The sequence below is a fragment of the Frateuria aurantia DSM 6220 genome (genome assembly GCF_000242255.2).
Classification (GTDB): Bacteria; Pseudomonadota; Gammaproteobacteria; order Xanthomonadales; family Rhodanobacteraceae; genus Frateuria; species Frateuria aurantia.
In genome coordinates this window covers 1,462,366-1,484,079 of the sequence record NC_017033.1, presented here as the reverse complement: position 1 = coordinate 1,484,079, position 21,714 = coordinate 1,462,366, and the positions used below count along the sequence as shown (strand labels likewise).

The window sequence follows — 21,714 nt, the reverse complement described above, 5'->3', positions numbered from 1 at the left end:
GCCTCGCCGCATGACTCGGACCCACCTGCGCCGCTGCCTTGGCCTGCTGCTTGGCCTCACCGCCTTCGGCAGCCGCGCCGCGGAGATCACCGCGTCCACTCCGCCGATGGGCTGGAGCAGCTGGAATCATTTCGCCGAACACGTCACCGCCGCTGAAATAAGGGCCACTGCCGACGCGATGGTCAGCAGCGGCATGCGTGATGCAGGCTATGTGTATGTCAATATCGACGATGGCTGGCAGGGCGGACGCAATCCCGACGGCAGCATTCGTCCGAATGCCGGTTTTCCCGACATGCGCGCCCTGGCGGACTATGTACATGCCCGCGGCCTCAAGCTCGGTATCTACTCCTCGCCCGGCCGCCATACCTGCGCGGGCTACACAGGATCGCTGGGTCATGAGCAACAGGATGCCGCCAGCTATGCCGCCTGGGGCGTGGACTATCTGAAATACGATCTGTGCAGCTATATCCAGGACGTGATGCAGCCACAGGCACCGCATGACATGGGCCGTCAGATGGCCCTGATGCATCAGGCCTACCAGCGCATGCGGGTCGCTCTTGACCGGCAATCACGCCCCATCATCTACGCCCTGTGCCAATACGGCTGGGGCGCGCCATGGCAATGGGCGACCCGGCCCGATGTCGATGGCCAGCTGTGGCGTACCACCAGTGACATCGAGCCGGACTGGGACCGGATCTACGCCATTGCCGAATCACAGGACGGGCTGGCGGATTACGCCGGACCTGGCCACTGGAACGATCCGGACATGCTGGAGGTCGGCAATGGCCACCTCAGCGACGCGGAGAATCGGGCCCACTTCAGCTGGTGGGCGATGCTGGCGGCACCACTTATAGCTGGCAACGATCTGCGTCATATGTCGCTCAAGGTCAGGGACATCCTGACCTTGAGCGCCGTCATCGCCATCGACCAGGATCCGCTCGGCCGCCCCGCCACCCGCACCTATGCCGATGGGCAAGTCGAAGTCTGGTCCCGACCGCTGGCGGACGGTGATCGTGCCGTGGCCATTTTCAATATCGGCAGCGCCCGCTACGCCTCCGCCCCCTGGTCGCTGGATCTGAAGCGACTGGATCTGCACGGTCCGCAGGAGGCCACCGACCTATGGAGCGGGCGCCGCTACACCCTGGTCCAGGGCATGCCCTTGCAGCTGGCACGCCATGACGTGCTGCTGCTGCGCCTCCATCATCCGCACTGACCCGTTACAGGAATCGCATGACTGATCGCCGCACTTTCATCCAGAGCCTCGCCCTGGGCAGCGTCGCTGCCGGACTTCCCGGGCACGGCCTTCATGCCGCCGAATCCGCCGCAACGGCTGCCCCAGATGCCTCGCCTACCCTGACGCCGCCGCGCATGAGCAGCAGTCATGCGTCCATGCCGGATCACCTGGTCAGACTGGCAAGCTTTGATACCCCGCAAGGGCCAGTCGGCGTCCATGAAGATTTCAGCCGCCCCGACGGTGATCTCTGGCTGCGCGGAGCACAGGGAGCATGCCGCCTCTCCAAACGTACCGAGCCCGTGGCGGGAGCATCCGGACCGTCCTATTTCGGTCTGAGTCTGAAACAGGTTGCCGAAGCCGAGGCCGATCTGCTGGCCGACCGCCTGCTGAGCCGCGGCGAACCGGACGAATCGCAGGTACGGGATCTGGCCCCGCCTCCGGCATCGCGGATCAATCCGGCCGACTACTATGGACGTCAGCCATGGACCACCTTCGTCGGCACCCGCCAGTGCAAGGACACCATGCCGGTCTATCCGCAAGGCAGCACGCGCACCTATCATCCGGAACAGACCATGCCGGGCCTGCATGCCAATCCGCAGGTCAGCGCACGTGAAGAAGGGCTGCTCGGCGGCTGGCTGCCGGCCGTGCACAAAATCATCCCCATCCATGCCGACAGCTGGTACGACCTGCTGGTATTTGCCGATGTCCGCGCAGAGGACGAGTTCATCGCCCAGACCTGGCACCGCAGCCTGCGGATCGAGCACGGCCGCATCGCCGCCGCCAGCTACGGCCACAGCTATCCGAACTATGGCTCGCTGATGAACGATCCGGATCCGGCCGCGTTCTATCACGCCCTGCACGACTTTGTCGGCTGCTGGCAGGCTCTGCTGGCCGATGCCTGTCCGGTCACCCTGCCCGATCCAAGCTGGACCGACCTCAGCCGTTTTGCCTTCGCCCGCGAACTGGTGGTCCGTCCCGGCGGCAGTTATCCAAAATATGGCGCCGTCGACAGGGATTACTACGGCAGCGAGTACGACGGCTTCCAGGATATCTTCACCAGCTCCCTGTACGCCAATCTGGAATGGGGTCGCTTCCGGCAGGCCGCCGTCGTTCTGGACGGCTACTTTACCGACTTCGTCAACGACCAGGGCATGATCAACATGCGTGGCGCGGAAACCGGCCAGTTCGGTCTCACCCTGTCATTGCTGGCCCGTTATCTGCGCTATACCGGCGACCGCAGCTTACTGCTGAAGCACCAGTCGAAGATCGAAGCGACCGCCAACATCCTGCTACGACTGCGCGCCGAAAGCCTGCAACTGCCGGACGACGCCCCGGGTCATGGTCTGATCCATGGCTGGAACGAGTCCGATGCCTGCCTGTTCCCGGATCCGACGCTGTGGTGGAAGCCTTATTACGCCAACAGCGCCCTCGCGATCCGCGGTCTGCTCGATCTGGCCCCGCTGTGGCCGCAGCTCGGCGGCAGCGCCGCGCAAGCCGCCGGATGGATCGAACAGGCAAAAGCCTTGCAAGCAACCCTGCACGAACGCTTGCGCGCCAATATCCGTCACGACATGACACCGCCCTATATAGGCCCGTTGCCAGGCGCGAAGCTGACCTTCCGCCAATCGCTGGCCAGCGAAACCCCAAGTGAGCAGCAGTGGCCGCACCGAGCCTACAGCGAGCTGCTGCAGGCCGATGTACTGCCTGCCGATCTGGCCCATCTGGTGATCGACTGCATGCGCGGACACGGCGCCACCAGCATGGGCGTGGTCGCCAATATCGGCCCGGTCGACCCGGGCAGTCGCGATCTGCTCGGTTTTATTTCCTATGGCTACGCCCAGCAGCTGCTGCGGCTGAACCGGATCGACGAGTACGTCCTGTTCATGTATGCCCATCGCTACCAGGTGCATACCCGAGGCAGCTGGACGGCTGGCGAAGTCAGCGGCATCACCGGCGGCATGCCGCTGTTCTGCATCCCGGCGCAGCTGACCAGTCCACTGCTGCTGCGCTGGGCCTTCATCTTCGAAGACAGTGCCGGTGAATGCCTTTACCTCGCCAGGGGCTTGCCACGCGCATGGACGGCCAGCGGCAGGCCGCTGTCCATCGCGCACGCACCGACCCGATGGGGCCCCTGCAGTCTGCATCTGCAATGGCATCAACACAGCGGTCAGTTGAGCATCCAGGCCGAGTGGCCAGCAGATGTACCGCCCGGCACAGTCAGACTCAGCCTGCGCGGCCCTGAAGGCTTGCAACTGAGCACGGTAAGCGTCAACGGCCATCCTCCCGAGGCTGGCACCCTGAACGACGACGAGCTGAGACTGCAGCCTCGCGCCGGCAAGGCCCTTGTGGTGGCGCATTTCATACACGCCGTCTGAGGTGCCGCGACTGCTCACGGATCGTGATGCCCCGACTATGCTCAAATCCGCATCCAGTTGGCACAAGGCAGTCAAGACGGCTGCACGCATGCAGGTCATGCTGGAATTGTGGATGGCCGCGGAGGGGCGACCATCCACGATCCAGATCGCCATCGCAACCAGGCTGCCCGGGGGGGGAGATGAGGCATTACGACCGAAGACGTTTTCTGGCCGGTACAGCTGCGGCCGTAACTGCCACATTGGCCGGTGCGCCGCGACTGCGCGCCGACACGCCACCGATCGAAGTGGAGTCGCGTGTCCCCGCAGCCCTGGCCGCGCTGCGTCAAGGCCCTCGGGAAATGGCCAGAGATTCGTTGCAGGCCTTCGCGCTTGACCAGGTCACCCTGTCGCCCGGACCTTTCGCCGAAGCCGCCGCCATCAATGCGAGGTATCTGCACCAACTGCCCGTCGACCGGCTTGCTCACAATTTTCTGCGCCAGGCCGGCCTGCCCTCCACGGCCCAACCCCTGGGCGGCTGGGAATCTCCCGAATGCGAACTGCGCGGACACTTCTGTGGCGGGCACTGGCTGTCGGCCGCCGCGCTGGTCTGGGCCACGACAGCGGATCGCACGCTCAAGCAGCGCGCCGATGAGCTGGTCGCCATCCTGGCGCGCTGCCAGCGCAGTGACGGCTATCTGAGCGCCTTCCCCGACAGCTTCTTCGAGCGCCTCAGCCATGGCCAGAAGGTATGGGCTCCGTTCTATACCTTGCACAAGATTCTTTGCGGCCACCTGGACATGTATATGCATGCCGGCAATCAGCAGGCGCTGGATATCGCGACCGGCCTCGGCGACTGGACGGTGCACTGGCTCAACGGACGCTCGGATGCGCAGATGAACGAGATCCTGCGCACCGAATACGGCGGCATGAACGATGCGCTTTGCGAACTCTATGCCATCACCGGCAACGGCCGGTATCTGGATGCCGCCCATCGCTTCGACCAGGCCAGCCTGCTGGATCCGCTGGCGGCCCATCGCGACGAGCTCAAGGGCCTGCACAGCAACACCCAGCTGCCCAAGATCATCGGTGCGGCCCGTCGTTACGAGCTGACCGGTGAGCAACGCTATCGACGCATGGCCGAATTCGGCTGGGAAACCATTTCCGGCACACGCTGCTATGCCAATGGCGGCAGCAGCAACGACGAATTCTGGAACAACGGCCCCGATGATCTGCACGACCAGCTCGGAGTGGCCGCCGCCGAATGCTGCGTCGCCTACAACCTGCTGAAGCTGACCCGTCATGTCTACGGCTGGACCGGCGATCCTCGCGCCTTCGATTACTACGAGCGCAATCTCTACAACGCCCGGCTGGGCACCCAGGATCCGGCGGGCATGAAGCTCTATTACTATCCGCTGGCACCCGGCAGCTACAAATATTTCAACAGCCCGCTGCACTCGTTCTGGTGCTGTACCGGCACCGGAGCCGAAGAATTCGCCCGCTTCAACGACAGCATCTATTTCCACACCCCGGGCGAACTGTACGTCAACCTGTATATCGCCTCCCGGCTGAAGTGGGCGGAGCAGGGCCTGACCCTGAGCCAGCTGACCCGGTTCCCCGAACAGGATGTCAGCGACTTCAAGCTGCAGCTGACCGCCCCTGCCCGTCTGCGCATCAATCTGCGCATCCCCTCCTGGACCGCCGGGGCGCCGCAGCTATGGATCAATGACCAGCTGCAGAACGTCAGCGCGCTGCCTGGCAGCTATCTCAGCATCGAGAGAATGTGGCACGACAAAGATCACCTGCGCCTGCAGCTGCCCATGCAGCTCAAGATGCAGCCCCTGCCGGGCGATGATGCTCAGTTTGCCCTGCTTTATGGCCCGATCACGCTGGCAGCCGAGCTACCGGGCGATCCAGTCACGCCCGCCATGCAGCACTGCGATTATTGGGCCGATCCCAAGCCCGCGATCCGGACTCAGCCTGCCCCCATACCCCTCCGAGAAGAAGGCTCCGAGCAGGCGCTTGACTGGTTGCGCCCGCTTCCCGGCCAGCCACTGCACTTCACCGCCACGACATCAACAGGGGCACTGGTCGTCCGCCCGCTGAACCAGATCCTCAGAGAGCGCTACGCCGTCTATTGGCGCACGGCTGACAGCTAGCCTTTCCAAAGCTTTCCATCACCTGCCATTGGCAGGCGCAGGTTTCCCCTCCCCGGACGGCTGTCATGCCGACTCCGCCGGGGCTTTTTGTTCCCGTTCCGGCGACGGCAGGCTCCTTCGCTCTTCACCACCTTGCATTGAATGCACCGAGGTCATCATCATGCTTAGCCCTGATCACGCCTACTCCCGCTCCGCCAGGCCGGAAACCACGCCATTGTGGCAGCGCCCGCTGACACGGGCCATCCAGACCGGACTTTTCCTGACACTGGGCATGGCCGGCTACAGCGCCATGGCGCAAGACAGTACCGCACCCTCCGCGGATGCCAGCCCTGCCGCGGCCCCATCCAGGGTTGCAGCCGCCCCGGCTGGCAAAGCAGCCAGCAAAACCCTCGACTCGGTCGTGGTCACCGGCTCGCTGATCCGCCGCGTGGATGCGGAAACCGCCAACCCGGTCACCGTGGTCGACAGCCAGCAGATCGCGGCCAGCGGCAAGCCCACCGTCGGCGACCTGTTGCAGCGCCTGCCCGGCGTGGCGGGCAATGCCACCAATCCGGGTATCGACAATGGCGGTGGCACGGGTGCCTCGACCGTGTCGCTGCGCGGGCTGGGAGACAATCGCACCCTGGTGCTGGTCAATGGCCACCGTGTCGCCTACAGCGACGTCAACAGCATTCCCTCGAACATGATCGAGCGCATCGAAGTACTGACCGATGGCGCCGCGTCCGTGTACGGCTCCGATGCCATCGGCGGGGTTGTCAACTTCATTCTCAAGGACCACTACAACGGCGTGCAGTTCTCCGCCGACTACGGCATGAGCCAGCATTCGGATGGCAACCGTCGCAACTTCAGCTTTCTGGCCGGCCATTCGACCAAGCGGGCCAGCCTGATGCTGGCCGTGACGCGCCAGAGTCAAAATGGCATTTCGGCCACGGCACGCCCCTATTCCCGCTACGCGCTTGCCCTGGAGAACGGCGTTCCCACCCGCCTGGGCTCTTCCGCGACACCCAGCGGGCTTATCGAAAATGCCGCCGGCCAATATGTAACGCTCAATTCCGGGGTCAGCGGCGCCACTTCGCTTTCCGATTACCATACCTACAGCGGCGCGCAGGACTCCTACAACTACCAGCCCTACAATCTGATCAATACACCGCAGGAACGCACCAATGTTTCGCTGGTGGGAAGCTTCAAGTTCAATCGCCATGTGGAAGGCTATCTGGACTTCTTCTACACCAAGACCTCCTCCGCCTCGATCATCGCGCCCGTCCCCATCTTCGCCAACGGCGATGATTTCATGGTCTCCAAGGACAGCTACTACAATCCGTTCGGGGTGAATTTCGGGACGGACCGAAGCACCGGCAACAGCTACAACGATTTCAACACCCGACTGACCTCGCTGGGCAATCGCGACTTTGCCAGCCAGACCTACAATATGCAGGTCACCACCGGTCTGCGCGGCGACTTCGGCGTCGGCAACTGGCAGTGGAACGCCGACGTCAATTACGCCAAGGTCCGCCAGAAGACCGAAAGCAACGGATTTCTGGACTATCCCAAGCTGGAACAGGCGCTGGGTCCTTCATTCCTGTCCAGTTCCGGCGTCGTGACCTGCGGCACTGCCGCCAATCCGATCAGCAACTGCACCCCGATCAATATCTTCAACGTCAACGACCCGAACACCGTGGCCGCGCTGAAAAAGCTGATCGTCAATCCGGTCACCGAATACAGCTATACCATGAAGCAGTACGAGGCCAGCGCCAACGGTGATCTGTTCCAGCTGCCGGCCGGCTCGGTCAGTCTGGCCGTCGGCATGTCCTACCGCCAGGAGTCGCAATCGGACACGACCGATACTCCTGGTGCAGTAGCGATCAGTTCGGGCGATTACGCCGGCCTGTGCAATGTCGTGGAAGACTGTGGCTCGGTCCTGTCCGGCGGCTACAACGTGAAAGAGGTGTATGGCGAGACCCTGATTCCGATTCTGGCCGACCTGCCCGGCGCACAAGCACTGAATATCGATCTTGGCAGCCGCTGGTCGGACTACAGCACCTCGGGCCATACGGTGAACAGCAAGGTCGCCCTGGAGTGGCGGCCGGTAGGCGATCTGCTGGTCCGCGGCACGGCATCACAGGTGTTCCGCGCACCGAACATCAGCGAGCTCTATGCCGGCTTCGCCGGAGGTGCCTATTCGGCCACCGACATCTGCGACGGCTATACCGGCGGTCATCCCCAGGCTTGCGAGAATGTGCCGACCAATGGAAGCTTCCAGCAGAACAACGCCCAGATCGGCGTCAAGAGCTCCGGCTCGGTTGCCGCCGGCTACAACCTGAAACCCGAACATGGCCACTCCTACGATCTGGGCCTGGTCTATGACCCGCACTGGGTACATGGCCTCTCGCTGAGTGCCGATCTGTGGCGCATCAACCTGAAGGACACCATCGTCGACGGACTGGATCCGACCACGATCATGGACGAATGCTATTACAGCAGCAAGCTGTGCAGTCTCATCAAGCGCTCGGGCAATGGCCAGATCAACTACATCAACCTGCCGACCGTCAACCTGGGCGAAACCTGGGCCAGCGGCATCGACAGCACCATCCAGTATGTGTTCGCACCCACTCACTGGGGCCAGTTCACGGCCAGCATCAACGGCACCTATCTGAGCCGCTATGACGTGGATACCGCGCCCGGCGACAGCAGCGTCGCCACCACGCATTGCGCGGGCTCCTACTGCCCGTCCTACGGCGAGTTCCCGCACTGGCGCGGGCTGGGCACCCTGAGCTGGAACCGCGGCAACTGGAATGCCACCTGGACCATGCGCTACATCGGCCGGACCCGCATCGGCAATTCCGACCCTGCCGCCGACTACTCGGCCGACGAGAACATCAACGGAGTCGTCCGCAAGATCGGTGCCTACGTCTACAACAATGTGTCGGCCGGCTACACCTTCAGCAAGCTGCATACCACCGTTTCGGCCGGTATCGACAACCTCGCCAACAAGCAGCCGCCGATGTTCTATCAATGGGGCAGCAACTCCAATACCGATGCCTACACCTATGACCAGATCGGTCGCTATTTCTGGGCCCGTGTGGCGGTCAGCCTGTGATGCGGTCCCTCCGCATCACACGCTGGGCACTTGGCCTGGCCAGCCTGGTGACCGGGTTCGGCGCCATGGCCTCGACCCAGGCCCCGTCCCTGCCTGAGCTGACACTCCGGCAGGGGCACTACAGTCTGCAGCTGGACGGGCGCCCGTGGTTGCTGCTGGGCGCCCAGATCCACAATTCCAACAGCTGGCCCCAGGTCCTGACGACTTCGTGGCCGGCCATCATGGCAACCCATGCCAATACGCTGCTGGCACCGGTTTACTGGCAGCAATTGGAGCCGGCACCGGGGCATTACGACTACAGCCATATCGATGCCTTGCTGGCCCAGACCCGGGCGCATCATCTGCATCTGGTGCTGTTGTGGTTCGGCAGCTGGAAAAACGGACAGATGCAATATGCACCGGACTGGATCAAGACCGATCCGGTCCGGTATCCACGTGCCCTGTCGGCCAAGGGCCAGCCGCTGACCGATCTGTCGACCTTCAGTCAGACCAACCTGCAAGCGGATCGGCAGGCCTTCACCGCGCTGATGAATCATCTGAAATCCATGGACGGCACCCGTCACACGGTGGTCATGGTCCAGGTGGAGAACGAACCCGGCCTGTTCGGTGCGGTGCGTGACCATCGTCCTGAAGCCGATGTCGCCTTTGCCGGGCCGGTACCGGCCGAACTGGCCCAACGCCTCGGCCACAACGCCGGAAACTGGTCACAGGTGTTTGGCGATCGGGCCGAAGAAGCTTTCCAGGCCTGGCAGACCGCCCGTTATATCGACCAGGTCGCGGCAGCCGGCAAGGCCGTCTATCCCCTGCCGACTTATGTGAATACCTGGCTGCATTACAAGAACAAACACCAGCCGGGCCTCGATTACCCCAGCGGCGGAGCCACCGACACCGTTCTGGATGTGTGGAAAGCCGCCGCGCCGCATATCGATGCGATCGGCACTGACCTGTATGCCACCGACCGGGACGAGTTCGATCGTGTCATCGGGCAATATCACCGTGCGGACAACCCGGCTTTCATTTCCGAAACCGGGTTCGATGCCGCCATGCCGCGTCTCATCTACGATGCATTGAGCGCCTCGGCAGTCGCATTCTCCACCTTCGGCATCGACGGTGATCCCGCCAGCCCGGCCGACCTGGCCGCGCGCCAGGCCTATGCCACCGAGTTTGCCCTGCTGGACAGCATCAACCGTCCGCTGGCCCAGGCCCTGACCGAAGGCCGAGTTCGTACCGACATCGAGGCCGCAGGCAAGACTCGCGGCGACATCGACCTCGGCCATCACTGGAAAGCACAGGTGTCCTACGGACCACCACCATGGGGCGATACACCACCGACACCCGCAGGCAGTCCCCATCATGACGGCCACGTGCTGCTGGTTGACCTGCCTGATGGCAGCTGGCTGATCACCGGCTCAAGGGCCAGAGTCGAGCTGCGGCGCGACCATGCCGATGGCCGCCACGGCCAGATCATCCGTGCCGGGCAAGGTCATTTCGATGCAGAAGGTCATTGGGTGATGGAACGGCTGTGGAACGGGGACGAAATCGATTACGGCTTGAATTTCGGCGATCGTCCCAGCCTGCTGCGCGTGGTGGCTGGCACGTACTGAACGCCTGGCCGGTCCATCACTGCCGCAACGGCCGGCCACCTCGTCACGAGGGGGCCGGCCTGGATGGTCAGCCACCGACGGCCTGCTGGCTCCAGATGCCATCGATCTGCCGCCAGATGCCGGCAGGATTGGCATCGCGCAAATCGTCAGGCAAACGATCCTCCCGCACCTGGTCATAACAATGCAAGGCGCTGAACCGACGAATCGCCGCCGGCATGCCCACCGAAGTCGCTGCCACCTGGGTTGAGCTGGGGAACGGGCCACCATGATTCATGGCCGGGCTCACGGCCACCCCGGTCGGCATCTGATTCTCGATCAGGCGCCCCACCTTGCCTCGCAGATGCGGAACCAGTTCCTGCCAAAGCCCATCGTCACTGCCGTCATGTGCCGTGAAGAGCGTACCGGTCAGATTGCCTTCCAGCCGGTCCAGTACCGCCCTGGCCTGGGCCACACCCTCATGGCGCACCAGCAGGCTGAGCGGACCGAATATCTCCTGCTGCAAAGCAGAGCCCGAAGCAATGAAGCGCTCCGCCGACACCTCGCAAAGTGCCGCCGCACAGGCAAAACCGGACGCCTCGGCACTGCCCTGGGCCAGCATCTCGGCCCCGGCCTGCAACCAGGCCGCGAGGCCCTGCTCGACATGATGCACGGCCGCGGCAGTAAACAGTCGTTGCGGTGAGGCATTGGCAAAACGCGAGGCCACCTCCGCGACGAAAGCATCCCCTTCCGCTCCCTTCGGCACCAGCACCAGGCCGGGCTGAGTACAGAACTGGCCGCTGCCCATGGTGGCCGATCCGAACAAGCTCTGGGCCAATGTCTCGCCACGCTCGGCCAATGCACCGGGCAGCATCAGTACCGGATTGATGCTGGAAAGTTCACCGTAAAAAGGCGTGCCGGCCGTATCGGCGGCGGCCTTCAGTGCCAGCCCCGCGGCACGGCTGCCGGTAAAGCCGATGGCACCCAGACGCGGATCGGCACACAAGGCCAGGCCCACCTTACTTTCAACGTGATACAACAACTGCACGGTGGCGGCCGGCAGACCGACCTGCTGCAAAGCCTCCGCAGCCAGCTCGGCCAGACGGCGACTGGTACCGGGATGGGCCGGATGGGCCTTGGCGATCACCGGACTGCGTGCCACGATGGCCGAGGCGAAATCACTGCCGGCCACGGCATTGAAGGCAAACGGAAAATTGTTGGGCCCGAAGACCAGTACCGGCTTGCCCAGCGGAGCCAGGTGCGACCGCAGACCCGCTGCGGTGTCAATCGTCGGCTGCCGCCAGCTGCTGCTCAGCGCCGCCGCCGCGGCCTGCCGCAATTGTGAAACGGTACGCGGCATCTCAGCCTGGCTCAGACGCGGATTGATCGCCAGCGCCGTCTCGGCATGCGCCAGCACCACCAACTCATCGATGCCAGCTTCCAGCCTGGAGGCGTAGGCCTCCAGAAATCCTGCGATCTGCTGCGCGGTCGCATCCAGCAGGACGGGTACCGCCGCTTCGGCCGCCACGAGGGCGGCCTCCACGTCCTGCTGCCCATGCACAGGAAAAACAGGGCCGATGGCCTCGCCCGTCGCCGGATCATTCGCTCTGAAATGGCCGACCGGATCACGGGCTTCGCGCCAGTGACCGGCCAGCAACGCCTTGGCCGTCGTCATCATCAGATCGCCGGCTTGCTGGCAATGGCCCGATCAATGACCGCCAGGGCGGCCGCTCGCTCGCTGCCTTCCAGCACCAGCCGGGGCGCACGCACAGACTCTGAGCCGAGACCCACCTTGGCCTGCACCAGCTTGATCAGCTGCACGAATTTCGGCACCGTATCGAGCCGCAGCAAGGGCAGGAACCAGGCATACAGCTCGGCGGCCGCCGCCGAACCACCACTGGAGGCCAGCTCGAACAACTTGACCGATTCCTTCGGGTACGCATTGACCAAGCCGGCGATCCAGCCCGTGGCGCCCATGCAGACACCTTCGACAATGGCATCATCCATGCCCACCAACAGGGCCAGACGATCACCCAGCAGCGACTTCAGGGCCGCAAAGCGACGGACGTCACCGGACGACTCCTTGACGGCCTGCAACAGCGGGTATTCCCCGGCCAGCTCGGCGATCTGTTCCGGGCTGAAGTCGGTCTTGTAGGCGACCGGGTTGTTGTAAAGCAGGCACGGCAGGCCGGTGGCACCCAGCACCGCACGCATATGCGCACCCATTTCATGCCAGTCGGTGGAGTACACGTAAGGCGGCAGAACCATCAGGCCCTTGCAACCGATGGCCTCGGCACGCCTGGCCAGCGCCACGGCCTCGTCCGTGGACAGCGAGGCAATGCCGGGGATCACCGGAGCACGGTCACCGAGCGCTTCGACCAAGGTCTCCATGATCGCGCACTTGTCCTCGAAACTGAGCGTCGCCGCCTCGCCCAGCGAACCCAGCGGCACGATGCCGGTGCAACCTGCCGCGATCAGCTGCCGGGCGTGATCGGCCAGAAAGGCATGATCAATCGCACCCTCGACAGTGAAGGGAGTGGTAATTGCAGGGATGACACCCTGCCACAGCGAATTCGTGGCCATATTCTTTCCTCAAGTGAAATGATGAAGTCCTGCCAAGGCCCGACAGCCATCGCCGCGGGCCGGAAAAGTTCAGAGATCGCGGATGCCCCAGGCGAACGGATCCTGCTCGGGATCCAGCAGCAGCTGGCCGATCGCGGTGATCGAAGCCTGCCCGCGCAGAGTCGGCAACACACCGTCGCCATCAGGCTGATAACTGGCTTCGAACGCGGTACCCAGCACGCCCTCCTGACGCCAGGCCTTACCGGGTTCCAACTTGCCGTCGGCGGCCAGGCAGGCCAGCTTCGCGCTGGTACCGGTTCCGCACGGAGAACGGTCATAGGCCAGACCGGGACACAAGACAAAGTTGCGGGCGCCACGGCCGGCGGCCAGCGGCGTGCTCAACTCGATATGATCGATTTCCGCACCATCGACACCCGTGATACCAGCGGCTTCCAGCGCGCTGCGCAGCGCCGCCGTGTAATCGGTCAGCTCACGCCACCAACGATATTCCAGCGGTCGGGGACTGGCATCGGTGATGAAAAACCAGTTCCCGCCCCAGGCGATATCGCCACGCACCCGGCCATGACCCGGCACATCAACCTCGGCCTGAGCGAAGCGATAACTGCGCACATTGGCAATGCGGATATGGCCGTCCGCCAGCAGCTCCGCCTCGACCACCCCGACTGGCGTTTCCAGCCGATGCACGCCATGACTGATGCGTCCGAGATGGGCCAGGGTCCGGATCACCCCCATGGTTCCGTGCCCGCACATGCCGAGATAACCGACATTGTTGAAGAAGATCACGCCGGCGCAACAGCTCGGGTCTTCCGGCGTCAGCAGCAAGGCACCCACCATGGTATCCGAGCCGCGTGGCTCGCAGGCAATGGCGCTGCGCCAGTGATCATGCTCATCCCTGAATCGCTGCAGGCGTTGTGACAAAGGTCCGCGGCCCAGAGACGGCAAGCCGGCTAGAATGACACGGGTAGGTTCACCGGCCGTGTGGGAGTCGATGTAGTCGATGCTGTACATGGCTTCATGGTGCGTCCGCAACTGGGGGAGCGTCTAGGCGACGTTGGTGTCACGCGGCGCGGAAATCAGCACAATCAGCAACAACTGCCGCTCGGGGGGAGCTGCGCAATGAATCTATCTGCCGAGACCATGGAGGGCTTGTTCGATGCCTTGCCTGACGTCGTGTTTTTCGTAAAGGACCCGCAGGCACGCTACACCCATGTCAATCTGACCCTGGTCAGGCGGCTGGGGCTGAAGCGGCGCGACCAGGTCATCGGCCACAGCGTCGAAAGCCTGTTCCCGCCTGCACTTGGGCGCAGCTTCGCCGAGCAGGATCAGCACGTGCTGGCCGGCGTACGAATCGACAATCAGCTGGAAGTGCATGTCTTTCCCAACCGGGCTCCCGGCTGGTGCCTGACGCGCAAGCTGCCGGTGGAGCAGCGCGGGCGCATTGTCGGCCTGATCGGCATCTCCCGCGATCTGGGCCTGCCGGATATGCGCCACCCGGTCTACGCACGGCTGCAACGCGCGAACGAACATCTGCAACAGCATTACGGCGAGAAAGTCAGGGTGCAGAATCTGGCGGACCTTTCCGGCATGTCGGTCGCCCAGCTGGAGAGGCACTTCCGCCGCGTGTTCCAGCTGACGCCGCAACAGGTGCTGGCCCGCTATCGCATCGAGGCAGCCATGCAACTGTTGCGCGAGCCCGGCAGCGTGGCCGATATCGGCATGAGTTGCGGTTTTACCGACCAAAGCGCCTTCGCACGACAATTCAAGGCCACGGTGGGCATGACACCTCGAGATTATCGGCAGCTGCTGCTGACCAGTCCGCCGCATGCCGTCAGCCGGGGACAGGCCGAGGCGGGTTGAGACCGCGACGCCCCTGACGGGGCGCCCTGCCGGTCAATGCTTACTTGTAGTCCTGGTAGGACTTTTCCTCGACCAGAGCCGAGCCGAGGCGGACATTGATGTCGCGCTTGATTGCGGCACGCTTGTCATTGGTGACGTAGACGGCGCGGGCCAGCTCGACGAAGCCTTGGTCGAAGGCCTTGGCTTTTTCCTTGATGCGGATATCGTCCTCGATGGTCCACAGCGCCTGATTGACCGCCAGCAACTCCGCCTTTTCGGCCGAGATGTCATTGGCCGAGGCCGGATGTGCAGCCCAGGTCGCATTCAGCAGATCGAGTTCAGTCCGGATATTGGCCAGCTTGGCCGCGTCGGTGATGTGCTGCGACTTGATTTCGAGAATGGTGATCTTGTCGATCAATTCACCGTAGGATACCGGTACCTGGATAAGACTCATGGCAATCTCGCAATGGGGTGGGTTGAACAGTCGGCCATGATAACGCGCCGCCAGCGGCCCCGTCGCGGCAAGCCGGCCTCAGTGCTGACGCGGATTGCGGTGAAAGGTCAGCGGCACGGCCTTGCCGGGCTCGGCCTGAGGCTTGGGGGCACAGCCGTCACAGGCACTGCAGCCGCTGTCGCAACCACCGACCGCTGCTTTCGGACGCAGCCAGCGTCCCAGGCGCTGCCGCCAGGCCGGCTGGCCAGGACCTGACAAGGCCATCGACCAACGCGTCAGTACACGTGCACTGGGACCCGGCAGCACCTTGCGCCACGCGTAGTAGATCGCGGCAGCGAAAATCAGGCCGAGCATCGTATTCTGGATCCAGGCATTCACAGCAGCCACCTCGCGACTTGGTAGGTGATCAGCGAAGCCAGATAGGCAATGCCGAACATGTAACCGAAGGAAACCAGCACATTGCGCCAGGAATGCGTCTCCCGGCGAATCACCGCCAGGGTCGACATGCACTGCGGGGCGAACACGAACCAGACCAGCAGCGACAAGGCACTGGGCAGGCCGAAATTGTGGGTCAGAGCCGCACCCAACCCGTCTCCTCCCAGATCAGCGCCGCCCACCGAATAGACGGTCGCCAGGGCCGCCACCGCCGTCTCGCGAGCGGCAAAGGCCGGAATCAGGGAAATGCACATCTCCCAGGTGAAGCCCAACGGCGCGAACAGATACTGCAGCCAGTGGCCGAAGTAGCCGGCGAAGCTGTACTCGATGGCCGGGCGCGTCGCGCCTGCCGGCGGCCCGGGAAATGCCGAAAGGAACCACATCAGGACGGTCAGGGCCAGAATCACCCCGGTCAGCCGCTTGACGAAGATCGACGCCCGCTCCCAGAGTCCGATCGCCACGTCGCGCGGGGTCGGCAGGCGGTAGGACGGCAATTCCATCAGCAGCGCATGCTCGCTCTGGTCATGGCGAAACCGCTTCATGACCCAGCCCACCGCCATGGCCCCGACAATGCCGAGCACATAGAGGGCAAACAGCACCAGGCCTTGCAGATTCATCAACCCGCCGACACGATGCGCGGGAATGAACGCACCGATCAGCAAGGCATAAACCGGCAGTCGCGCCGAACAGGTCATCAGTGGCGCGATCAGAATCGTCGTCAAACGGTCACGCGGATCCTGGATACTGCGCGTGCCCATGATGCCTGGAATGGCACAGGCAAAACTGGACAGCAAGGGAATGAAGGACCGCCCGGTCAGACCTACTGTCAGCATCAGCCGGTCCAGCAGAAAAGCCGCTCGCGGCAGGTAACCGGATTCTTCCAGTACCAGAATGAAAAAGAACAGCACCAGGATTTCCGGCAGAAAACCCAGCACGGTGCCCAGACCGCCGAAAATGCCGTCCGAAATCAGGCTCTGCAAGGCACCAGCCGGCATCAGGCTGGCCACTTGTCCGCCCATCCAGCCGAAGGCATCGCCGATCAGATCGGTCAGCGGCTTGCCGACCGAATACACGGCCTGGAAGACCAGAAACATCACCACCGCCAGAATCACCACGCCCCAGACCGGGTGCAGAATCCAGCGATCCAGGGCATCGTCGCGACTCTCCGTCTGTGCCGGCATGGTCACGGCCGCGGCCAGTATCTCGCGCACCTCGCGGTGCAGCGCCTCATGATCCCCGCCCTGCTCGGAATCTCTGGACCGAACCTGCGGCGGAGCTGGCATCGCCTCGGCACTCAAGCGGGCCACCAGCTCGCGGGCACCGTCGCGGCGCACGGCCACGGTCTCGATCACCGGCATGCCCAGGCGCTGCTGCAAGGCCTCCAGATCGATGCGGATGCCACGCTTGCGGGCGGCATCCATCATGTTCAGAGCCAGCACCACCGGCAGGCCAAGCTGCCGAACCTCCAGCACAAAGCGCAGATGCAGGCGCAGATTGGTGGCATCGGCCACGCAGACGATCATGTCCGGAGCGGCCTCACCCGGGTACTCGCCGTAGCAGACGTCACGGGTGATCCGCTCGTCCGGGCTGGTGGCATCGAAACTGTAGGTGCCGGGCAGGTCCAGAATCTTCAGCACCCGTCCATCCGCGGCCACGAAACGCCCTTCCTTCCGCTCGACGGTGACCCCGGCATAGTTGGCCACCTTCTGGCGGCCGCCGGTCAGCAGATTGAACAAGGCCGTCTTGCCGCAATTGGGATTGCCGACCAGGGCGATCCGACGGTTCAGCAAAGCGTTCATGCCGCGACCTCCTCATCGACCATGACACGTGCCGCCTCGCTGCGTCGCAAGGCGAACCGCGTCGAGCCGATCCGGATCAGCAGCGGGTCGGCCCCCAGAGGCCCATTGCCCACCACGCGTATCGGCTCGCCGGCGACAAAACCGAGATCACGCAGACGCTGGGCAATCGGATCAGCCTGGTGCGCATCATCCACCCGGCTGACCACGGCGGTGATTCCTTTGGGCAATTCAGACAGACGCACGTACCGCACACCTTGGATAAGAATGGTTCCCATTGTACAGGCATATGGGAGTGCTACCTAATTGATGCCGACACGGGCCTTTCACAAGCCCGCAGGCGCTCTGGAGCCGACCGGACACCGGTTTCGCATGCGCATGCGCCCTCTCCCTCCCGCCCATGCGTCATCCCTGCCTGCCGACTGCCCGCCCGCCGCCCGCTCCGCCCCGTCGCCGTCGCCGTCGTCGTCGTCGTCGTCGTGCACGGGCTGCGCTCCAGCACGTTTCCGGCATAGCCGACGCTGTCGCAGGTGTGCAGACAGACCTCTTCGTCCTTGATCGATTTCCACAGCTGCTCGATAAACACGTTGTCGCGCCAACAGCCCTTGCCATCCATGTTGATAGCGATGCCGTACTCCTTGAGCCATTCGGTAAAGGCCTCGCAGATGAACGAACTGCCGTGATTGATATTGAGGATTTCCGGCGTGCCGTATCGGACCATGACCGCCTCCAAGGCCTCGATGCAGAAGTTGATGCCCATCGTGATCGACAGCCACCAAGTAAACGCAGCCCCGGGCATTGGGATGCAGGTGATGTCCATCGCCCAGACCTGATTAGGCCGATTGATCTTAAGGCCGCGCAGCAAGTACCGGCAGATCGCGCACCCGGAATACTTGCAGTTTACGGCACAGCATCTCTGTACCCAATCAGACCGCGAAAGTGAACTGCCCCGGAATTACCAGAGGCTCCAACTCTTGAGAGAATATGTAAGCCCCTCCGAAGCTTCTCGTCATTGATGTCCAAACTTCGGGGAGGCTTGCAGGGGCACTCGTGAAACAAAAAAACGGGAGCGATCGCTCGCTCCCGTTTCTGCTACTTGTGACACGCCTGGGCGCCTGGAATCAGGCGGCATCAACACCAAGATTGACGCGCTCGCGCAGTTCCTTGCCCGGCTTGAAATGCGGGACATGCTTGCCCGGCAAAGCCACGGCATCACCGGTCTTGGGGTTGCGCCCCATACGCGGTGGCCTGAAATGCAAGGCGAAACTGCCGAAACCCCTGATTTCAATACGCTCGCCCTGTGCCAGGGCTTGACTCATCTGCTCGATGACACTCTTCACAGCCAACTCGACATCGGCAAAAGCCAGATGGCCCTGTCGCTGTGCCAGTGCTTCGATCAATTCGGATTTGGTCATGGTCCCCAATGTCCGCGCCTGCGTGTAAAACCTTCAAAACAACGGGGCGGCTGACGCCGCCCCGTTGTTTCAACCGTACAGGCTTAGTCAGCCTTGTTCAGCTGTTCCTGCAGCAGAGCACCCAGCTTGGTGGTGCCGCCGGTGGCCGAACCGTACTCGGCCAGGCTGTCCTGCAGCTCTTCCTCGTCCTTGGCGCGGATCGACAGCTGGAGCTGACGCCCCTTGCGATCCATGCCGATGAACTTGGCTTCGACTGCATCACCGACCTTCAGGTGCTGGGTCGCGTCTTCGATCCGCTCCTTGGCGATGTCGTTGGCGCGCAGGTAACCCTCGACGCCTTCGCCCAGATCGATCACGGCGCCCTTGGCGTCAACTTCCTTGACGGTACCATTGACGATGGTGCCGCGGGTGTTGGTCGCCATGAACTGACCGAACGGATCCTGCTCCATCTGCTTGATGCCGAGGGAGATGCGCTCGCGCTCCGGATCCACGGCCAGCACCACGGCTTCGATCTCGTCGCCCTTCTTGAAGTTGCGGACCAGATCTTCGCCGGACACCTGCCAGGAGATGTCGGACAGGTGGACCAGACCGTCGATGCCGCCGTCCAGACCGATGAAGATACCGAAATCGGTGATCGACTTGATCTGGCCGGAAACCTTGTCGCCCTTCTTGTGCATGGCGGCGAAGGCTTCCCACGGGTTGGAACGGGTCTGCTTGATACCCAGCGAGATGCGACGACGCTCTTCATCGACGTCCAGCACCATCACTTCGGTCTCGTCACCGACCTGCACCACCTTGGCGGGGTTGACGTTCTTGTTGGTCCAGTCCATTTCGGACACGTGGACCAGGCCTTCGACGCCCGGCTCGATCTCGACGAAGCAGCCGTAATCGGTGACGTTGGAGACCTTGCCGAACAGACGGCTGCCGACCGGGTAGCGACGCGAGATGTTGACCCACGGATCGTCGCCCAGCTGCTTCAGGCCCAGCGAGACGCGGTTGCGCTCGCGGTCGTACTTCAGCACGCGCACTTCCAGCTCGTCGCCGACGTTCACGACTTCGGACGGATGACGGACGCGCTTCCAGGCCATGTCGGTGATGTGCAGCAGGCCGTCGATGCCGCCCAGGTCCACGAACGCGCCGTAATCGGTCAGGTTCTTGACGGTACCCTTGACGACGGCGCCTTCGTTCAGACGCTCCATCAGCTTCTCGCGCTCTTCCGAGAACTCGGTCTCGACGACGGCGCGACGGCTGACGACCACGTTGTTGCGCTTGCGGTCCAGCTTGATGATCTTGAATTCAAGATCCTTGCCTTCCAGGTAGACCGGATCGCGGACCGGACGCACATCGACCAGGGAGCCCGGCAGGAAGGCGCGGACGTCCTTGATGTCGACGGTGAAACCGCCCTTGACCTTGCCGGAGATCTTGCCGGAAATGGTCTCTTCCTTGTCGAAGGCCTGTTCCAGATCGTCCCACACCATGGAACGCTTGGCCTTCTCGCGGGAGAGCTTGGTCTCGCCGAAGCCGTCTTCCAGAGCTTCCAGAGCGACCTTGACCTCGTCGCCCACCTGCACTTCCAGCTCGCCGTTGTCGTCCTTGAACTGCTCGATCGGAACGATACCTTCGCTCTTCAGACCGGCATTGATGACGACGACGTCGTTGCGGATTTCAACCACGATGCCACTGACGATGGCACCCGGCTTGAGCCTGGCGATAGCCTGTTGGCTCTGTTCAAACAGCTCGGCAAAACTTTCAGTCATGTTAATTCCGTAGATGAAAAAGACCGCCTGCCCATCCGTGCGTTCAACGAAGCACCGGACAGCATGGTCGGCCCACCATGTTGGGGGCATGCCTGCGCGAGACAAGGAGTCATCACTGCAGAAACACACCGTTGGACCACTGTTCCGCGGTCATCCGCGAAACGCCACACAGGCCGCCGGGCGCGATCAACCGCGCACGACAGCCAGAACCTTTGCGACCACCTTGTCGATGGAAAGCCCCGTGGTATCCACCACGACGGCCCCCTCGGCAGGCTTCAACGGCGCCACGGCCCGCGAGGTATCCCGCGCATCCCTGGCCTCCAGATCCTGCTGAAGGGCCTCCAGTTTAACCTCAACCCCCTTTTCTCTCAACTGTTTATAACGGCGCGCCGCCCGCTCGGCAACGCTGGCCGTCAAAAACACCTTGAAAGGGGCGTCCGGGAAAACCACCGTCCCCATGTCCCGGCCATCGGCGACCAGACCGGGCGCCTGGCGCAGGCTCAACTGCAATTGCAGCAAGGCTTCGCGCACACCGGGAATGGCGGCGATCGCCGAGGCGTATTTGCCGGCCACCTCGGTACGCAGCTGACTGCCGAGATCCTCGTCATTGACCAGCACCCGCACTTCGCTGCCATCATCGGCGGCTACGAATTCGATGCGGGTGCGCTGCGCGCATGCCGTGACGGCCGCATGATCCGCCGGATCGATCCCTTCCTGATTCACCACCCAGCCCACGGCCCGATACAGCACGCCTGAGTCCAGCAGGCGCCAGCCGAGTTCGCGCGCCACATGCAGACTGATGGTGCCCTTGCCCGATCCCGACGGCCCGTCGATCGTGAGCATCGGTATGGTTGCAGATGAATTCATTCCGGACCTCGTCCCCGCGCACAAAACGTTGATGATACCGCGAGCACCCCGTCACAGGTCAGCTGCCCATCCCCAGGTCGACGATGGCGCACCGCCGCTTGCATTCAGGCACTGTCTCCGGCGAGGATTCATACGTCCGTTTGAATCCAG

At 63.2% G+C, this 21,714-nt stretch carries 16 protein-coding genes and 1 pseudogene; 6 read left to right on the top strand and 11 right to left on the bottom strand.

The genetic code is table 11. The annotated features are described in order from the left end of the window. Positions 1-10 precede the first annotated feature (10 nt). The 5 genes from FRAAU_RS06790 to FRAAU_RS06770 all read left to right on the top strand — a co-directional run bounded on the left by FRAAU_RS06790 (position 11) and on the right by FRAAU_RS06770 (position 10,445). The gene (locus tag FRAAU_RS06790) at positions 11-1,213 is read left to right on the top strand and encodes a glycoside hydrolase family 27 protein (protein ID WP_014402809.1); all 1,203 of its coding nucleotides are present in this window, start codon (positions 11-13) and stop codon (positions 1,211-1,213) included. Positions 1,214-1,230: 17 nt separating this feature from the next. Continuing rightward, the gene (locus FRAAU_RS06785; RefSeq protein WP_014402808.1) at positions 1,231-3,609 is read left to right on the top strand and encodes a hypothetical protein; all 2,379 of its coding nucleotides are present in this window, start codon (positions 1,231-1,233) and stop codon (positions 3,607-3,609) included. Positions 3,610-3,788: 179 nt separating this feature from the next. Continuing rightward, positions 3,789-5,744: a glycoside hydrolase family 127 protein gene (locus tag FRAAU_RS06780; RefSeq protein WP_014402807.1), complete on the top strand. Its 1,956-nt coding sequence runs from the start codon at positions 3,789-3,791 to the stop codon at positions 5,742-5,744. 160 nt (positions 5,745-5,904) lie between these two features. Next, a complete protein-coding gene (locus tag FRAAU_RS06775; RefSeq protein ID WP_014402806.1) occupies positions 5,905-8,841 on the top strand; it encodes a TonB-dependent receptor in 2,937 nt (978 codons plus the stop codon). Further along, positions 8,841-10,445 carry a DUF5597 domain-containing protein gene (locus FRAAU_RS06770; protein ID WP_014402805.1) on the top strand — a complete coding sequence of 535 codons (1,605 nt, stop codon included), beginning with the start codon at positions 8,841-8,843 and terminating at the stop codon, positions 10,443-10,445. The genes FRAAU_RS06775 and FRAAU_RS06770 overlap by 1 nt, the downstream gene beginning before the upstream one ends. 67 nt (positions 10,446-10,512) lie before the next feature. On the opposite strand, the gene FRAAU_RS06765 is transcribed toward FRAAU_RS06770, so the two are convergent. The 3 genes from FRAAU_RS06765 to FRAAU_RS06755 all read right to left on the bottom strand — a co-directional run bounded on the left by FRAAU_RS06765 (position 10,513) and on the right by FRAAU_RS06755 (position 14,012). Next, the gene (locus FRAAU_RS06765; RefSeq protein ID WP_014402804.1) at positions 10,513-12,099 is read right to left on the bottom strand and encodes an aldehyde dehydrogenase family protein; all 1,587 of its coding nucleotides are present in this window, start codon (positions 12,097-12,099) and stop codon (positions 10,513-10,515) included. Further along, a complete protein-coding gene (locus FRAAU_RS06760; RefSeq protein ID WP_014402803.1) occupies positions 12,099-13,004 on the bottom strand; it encodes a dihydrodipicolinate synthase family protein in 906 nt (301 codons plus the stop codon). The genes FRAAU_RS06765 and FRAAU_RS06760 overlap by 1 nt, the downstream gene beginning before the upstream one ends. 69 nt (positions 13,005-13,073) lie before the next feature. Beyond that, entirely contained in the window at positions 13,074-14,012 is a 939-nt protein-coding gene (locus FRAAU_RS06755; RefSeq protein WP_014402802.1) for a proline racemase family protein, read from the bottom strand. Between the two features lie 108 nt (positions 14,013-14,120). Between FRAAU_RS06755 and FRAAU_RS06750 the strand changes: the two genes are divergently transcribed. Further along, positions 14,121-14,861, top strand: a complete 741-nt coding sequence (locus FRAAU_RS06750; RefSeq protein ID WP_014402801.1) for an AraC family transcriptional regulator — start codon at positions 14,121-14,123, stop codon at positions 14,859-14,861. A gap of 40 nt (positions 14,862-14,901) precedes the next feature. Here the strand turns inward: FRAAU_RS06750 and FRAAU_RS06745 are convergent, their stop codons facing one another. The 8 genes and pseudogenes from FRAAU_RS06745 to cmk form a co-directional block, all read right to left on the bottom strand. Next, positions 14,902-15,294, bottom strand: coding sequence for a DUF6165 family protein (locus FRAAU_RS06745; RefSeq protein ID WP_014402800.1), 393 nt, complete (start codon positions 15,292-15,294; stop codon positions 14,902-14,904). A 78-nt stretch (positions 15,295-15,372) separates the two neighbouring features. Then, positions 15,373-15,672: a DUF6587 family protein gene (locus FRAAU_RS06740; RefSeq protein ID WP_014402799.1), complete on the bottom strand. Its 300-nt coding sequence runs from the start codon at positions 15,670-15,672 to the stop codon at positions 15,373-15,375. Continuing rightward, positions 15,669-17,528 (bottom strand): ferrous iron transporter B, encoded by a 1,860-nt coding sequence (gene feoB, locus FRAAU_RS06735; protein ID WP_014402798.1) that lies wholly within the window; start codon positions 17,526-17,528, stop codon positions 15,669-15,671. Before feoB ends, FRAAU_RS06740 begins: the two co-directional genes overlap by 4 nt. After that, a complete protein-coding gene (locus tag FRAAU_RS06730; protein ID WP_014402797.1) occupies positions 17,525-17,803 on the bottom strand; it encodes a FeoA family protein in 279 nt (92 codons plus the stop codon). Before FRAAU_RS06730 ends, feoB begins: the two co-directional genes overlap by 4 nt. Before the next feature lie 20 nt (positions 17,804-17,823). Continuing rightward, positions 17,824-18,345 (bottom strand): transposase, encoded by a 522-nt coding sequence (locus FRAAU_RS17995; protein ID WP_052317846.1) that lies wholly within the window; start codon positions 18,343-18,345, stop codon positions 17,824-17,826. Positions 18,346-18,646: 301 nt separating this feature from the next. After that, positions 18,647-18,958: pseudogene (locus FRAAU_RS06720) on the bottom strand (integration host factor subunit beta); the annotation flags it as partial. Positions 18,959-19,023: 65 nt separating this feature from the next. Then, complete coding sequence (gene rpsA, locus FRAAU_RS06715) at positions 19,024-20,697, bottom strand: 30S ribosomal protein S1 (RefSeq protein ID WP_014402795.1); 1,674 nt, start codon at positions 20,695-20,697, stop codon at positions 19,024-19,026. 186 nt (positions 20,698-20,883) lie between these two features. Continuing rightward, positions 20,884-21,564, bottom strand: a complete 681-nt coding sequence (cmk, locus tag FRAAU_RS06710; protein ID WP_014402794.1) for a (d)CMP kinase — start codon at positions 21,562-21,564, stop codon at positions 20,884-20,886. Between the last annotated feature and the right edge of the window lie 150 nt (positions 21,565-21,714).

Excerpts from the sequence above, each read along its gene's own strand:
- feoB (WP_014402798.1), bottom strand. The coding sequence starts at position 17,528 with ATGAACGCTTTGCTGAACCGTCGGATCGCCCTGGTCGGCAATCCCAAT.
- FRAAU_RS06760 (WP_014402803.1), bottom strand. The coding sequence starts at position 13,004 with ATGGCCACGAATTCGCTGTGGCAGGGTGTCATCCCTGCAATTACCACT.
- FRAAU_RS06780 (WP_014402807.1), top strand. The coding sequence starts at position 3,789 with ATGAGGCATTACGACCGAAGACGTTTTCTGGCCGGTACAGCTGCGGCC.
- FRAAU_RS06765 (WP_014402804.1), bottom strand. The coding sequence starts at position 12,099 with ATGATGACGACGGCCAAGGCGTTGCTGGCCGGTCACTGGCGCGAAGCC.
- FRAAU_RS17995 (WP_052317846.1), bottom strand. The coding sequence starts at position 18,345 with ATGGACATCACCTGCATCCCAATGCCCGGGGCTGCGTTTACTTGGTGG.
- FRAAU_RS06790 (WP_014402809.1), top strand. The coding sequence starts at position 11 with ATGACTCGGACCCACCTGCGCCGCTGCCTTGGCCTGCTGCTTGGCCTC.
- FRAAU_RS06775 (WP_014402806.1), top strand. The coding sequence starts at position 5,905 with ATGCTTAGCCCTGATCACGCCTACTCCCGCTCCGCCAGGCCGGAAACC.
- FRAAU_RS06755 (WP_014402802.1), bottom strand. The coding sequence starts at position 14,012 with ATGTACAGCATCGACTACATCGACTCCCACACGGCCGGTGAACCTACC.
- FRAAU_RS06750 (WP_014402801.1), top strand. The coding sequence starts at position 14,121 with ATGAATCTATCTGCCGAGACCATGGAGGGCTTGTTCGATGCCTTGCCT.
- FRAAU_RS06785 (WP_014402808.1), top strand. The coding sequence starts at position 1,231 with ATGACTGATCGCCGCACTTTCATCCAGAGCCTCGCCCTGGGCAGCGTC.
- cmk (WP_014402794.1), bottom strand. The coding sequence starts at position 21,564 with ATGAATTCATCTGCAACCATACCGATGCTCACGATCGACGGGCCGTCG.
- FRAAU_RS06770 (WP_014402805.1), top strand. The coding sequence starts at position 8,841 with ATGCGGTCCCTCCGCATCACACGCTGGGCACTTGGCCTGGCCAGCCTG.
- FRAAU_RS06730 (WP_014402797.1), bottom strand. The coding sequence starts at position 17,803 with ATGGGAACCATTCTTATCCAAGGTGTGCGGTACGTGCGTCTGTCTGAA.
- FRAAU_RS06745 (WP_014402800.1), bottom strand. The coding sequence starts at position 15,294 with ATGAGTCTTATCCAGGTACCGGTATCCTACGGTGAATTGATCGACAAG.
- rpsA (WP_014402795.1), bottom strand. The coding sequence starts at position 20,697 with ATGACTGAAAGTTTTGCCGAGCTGTTTGAACAGAGCCAACAGGCTATC.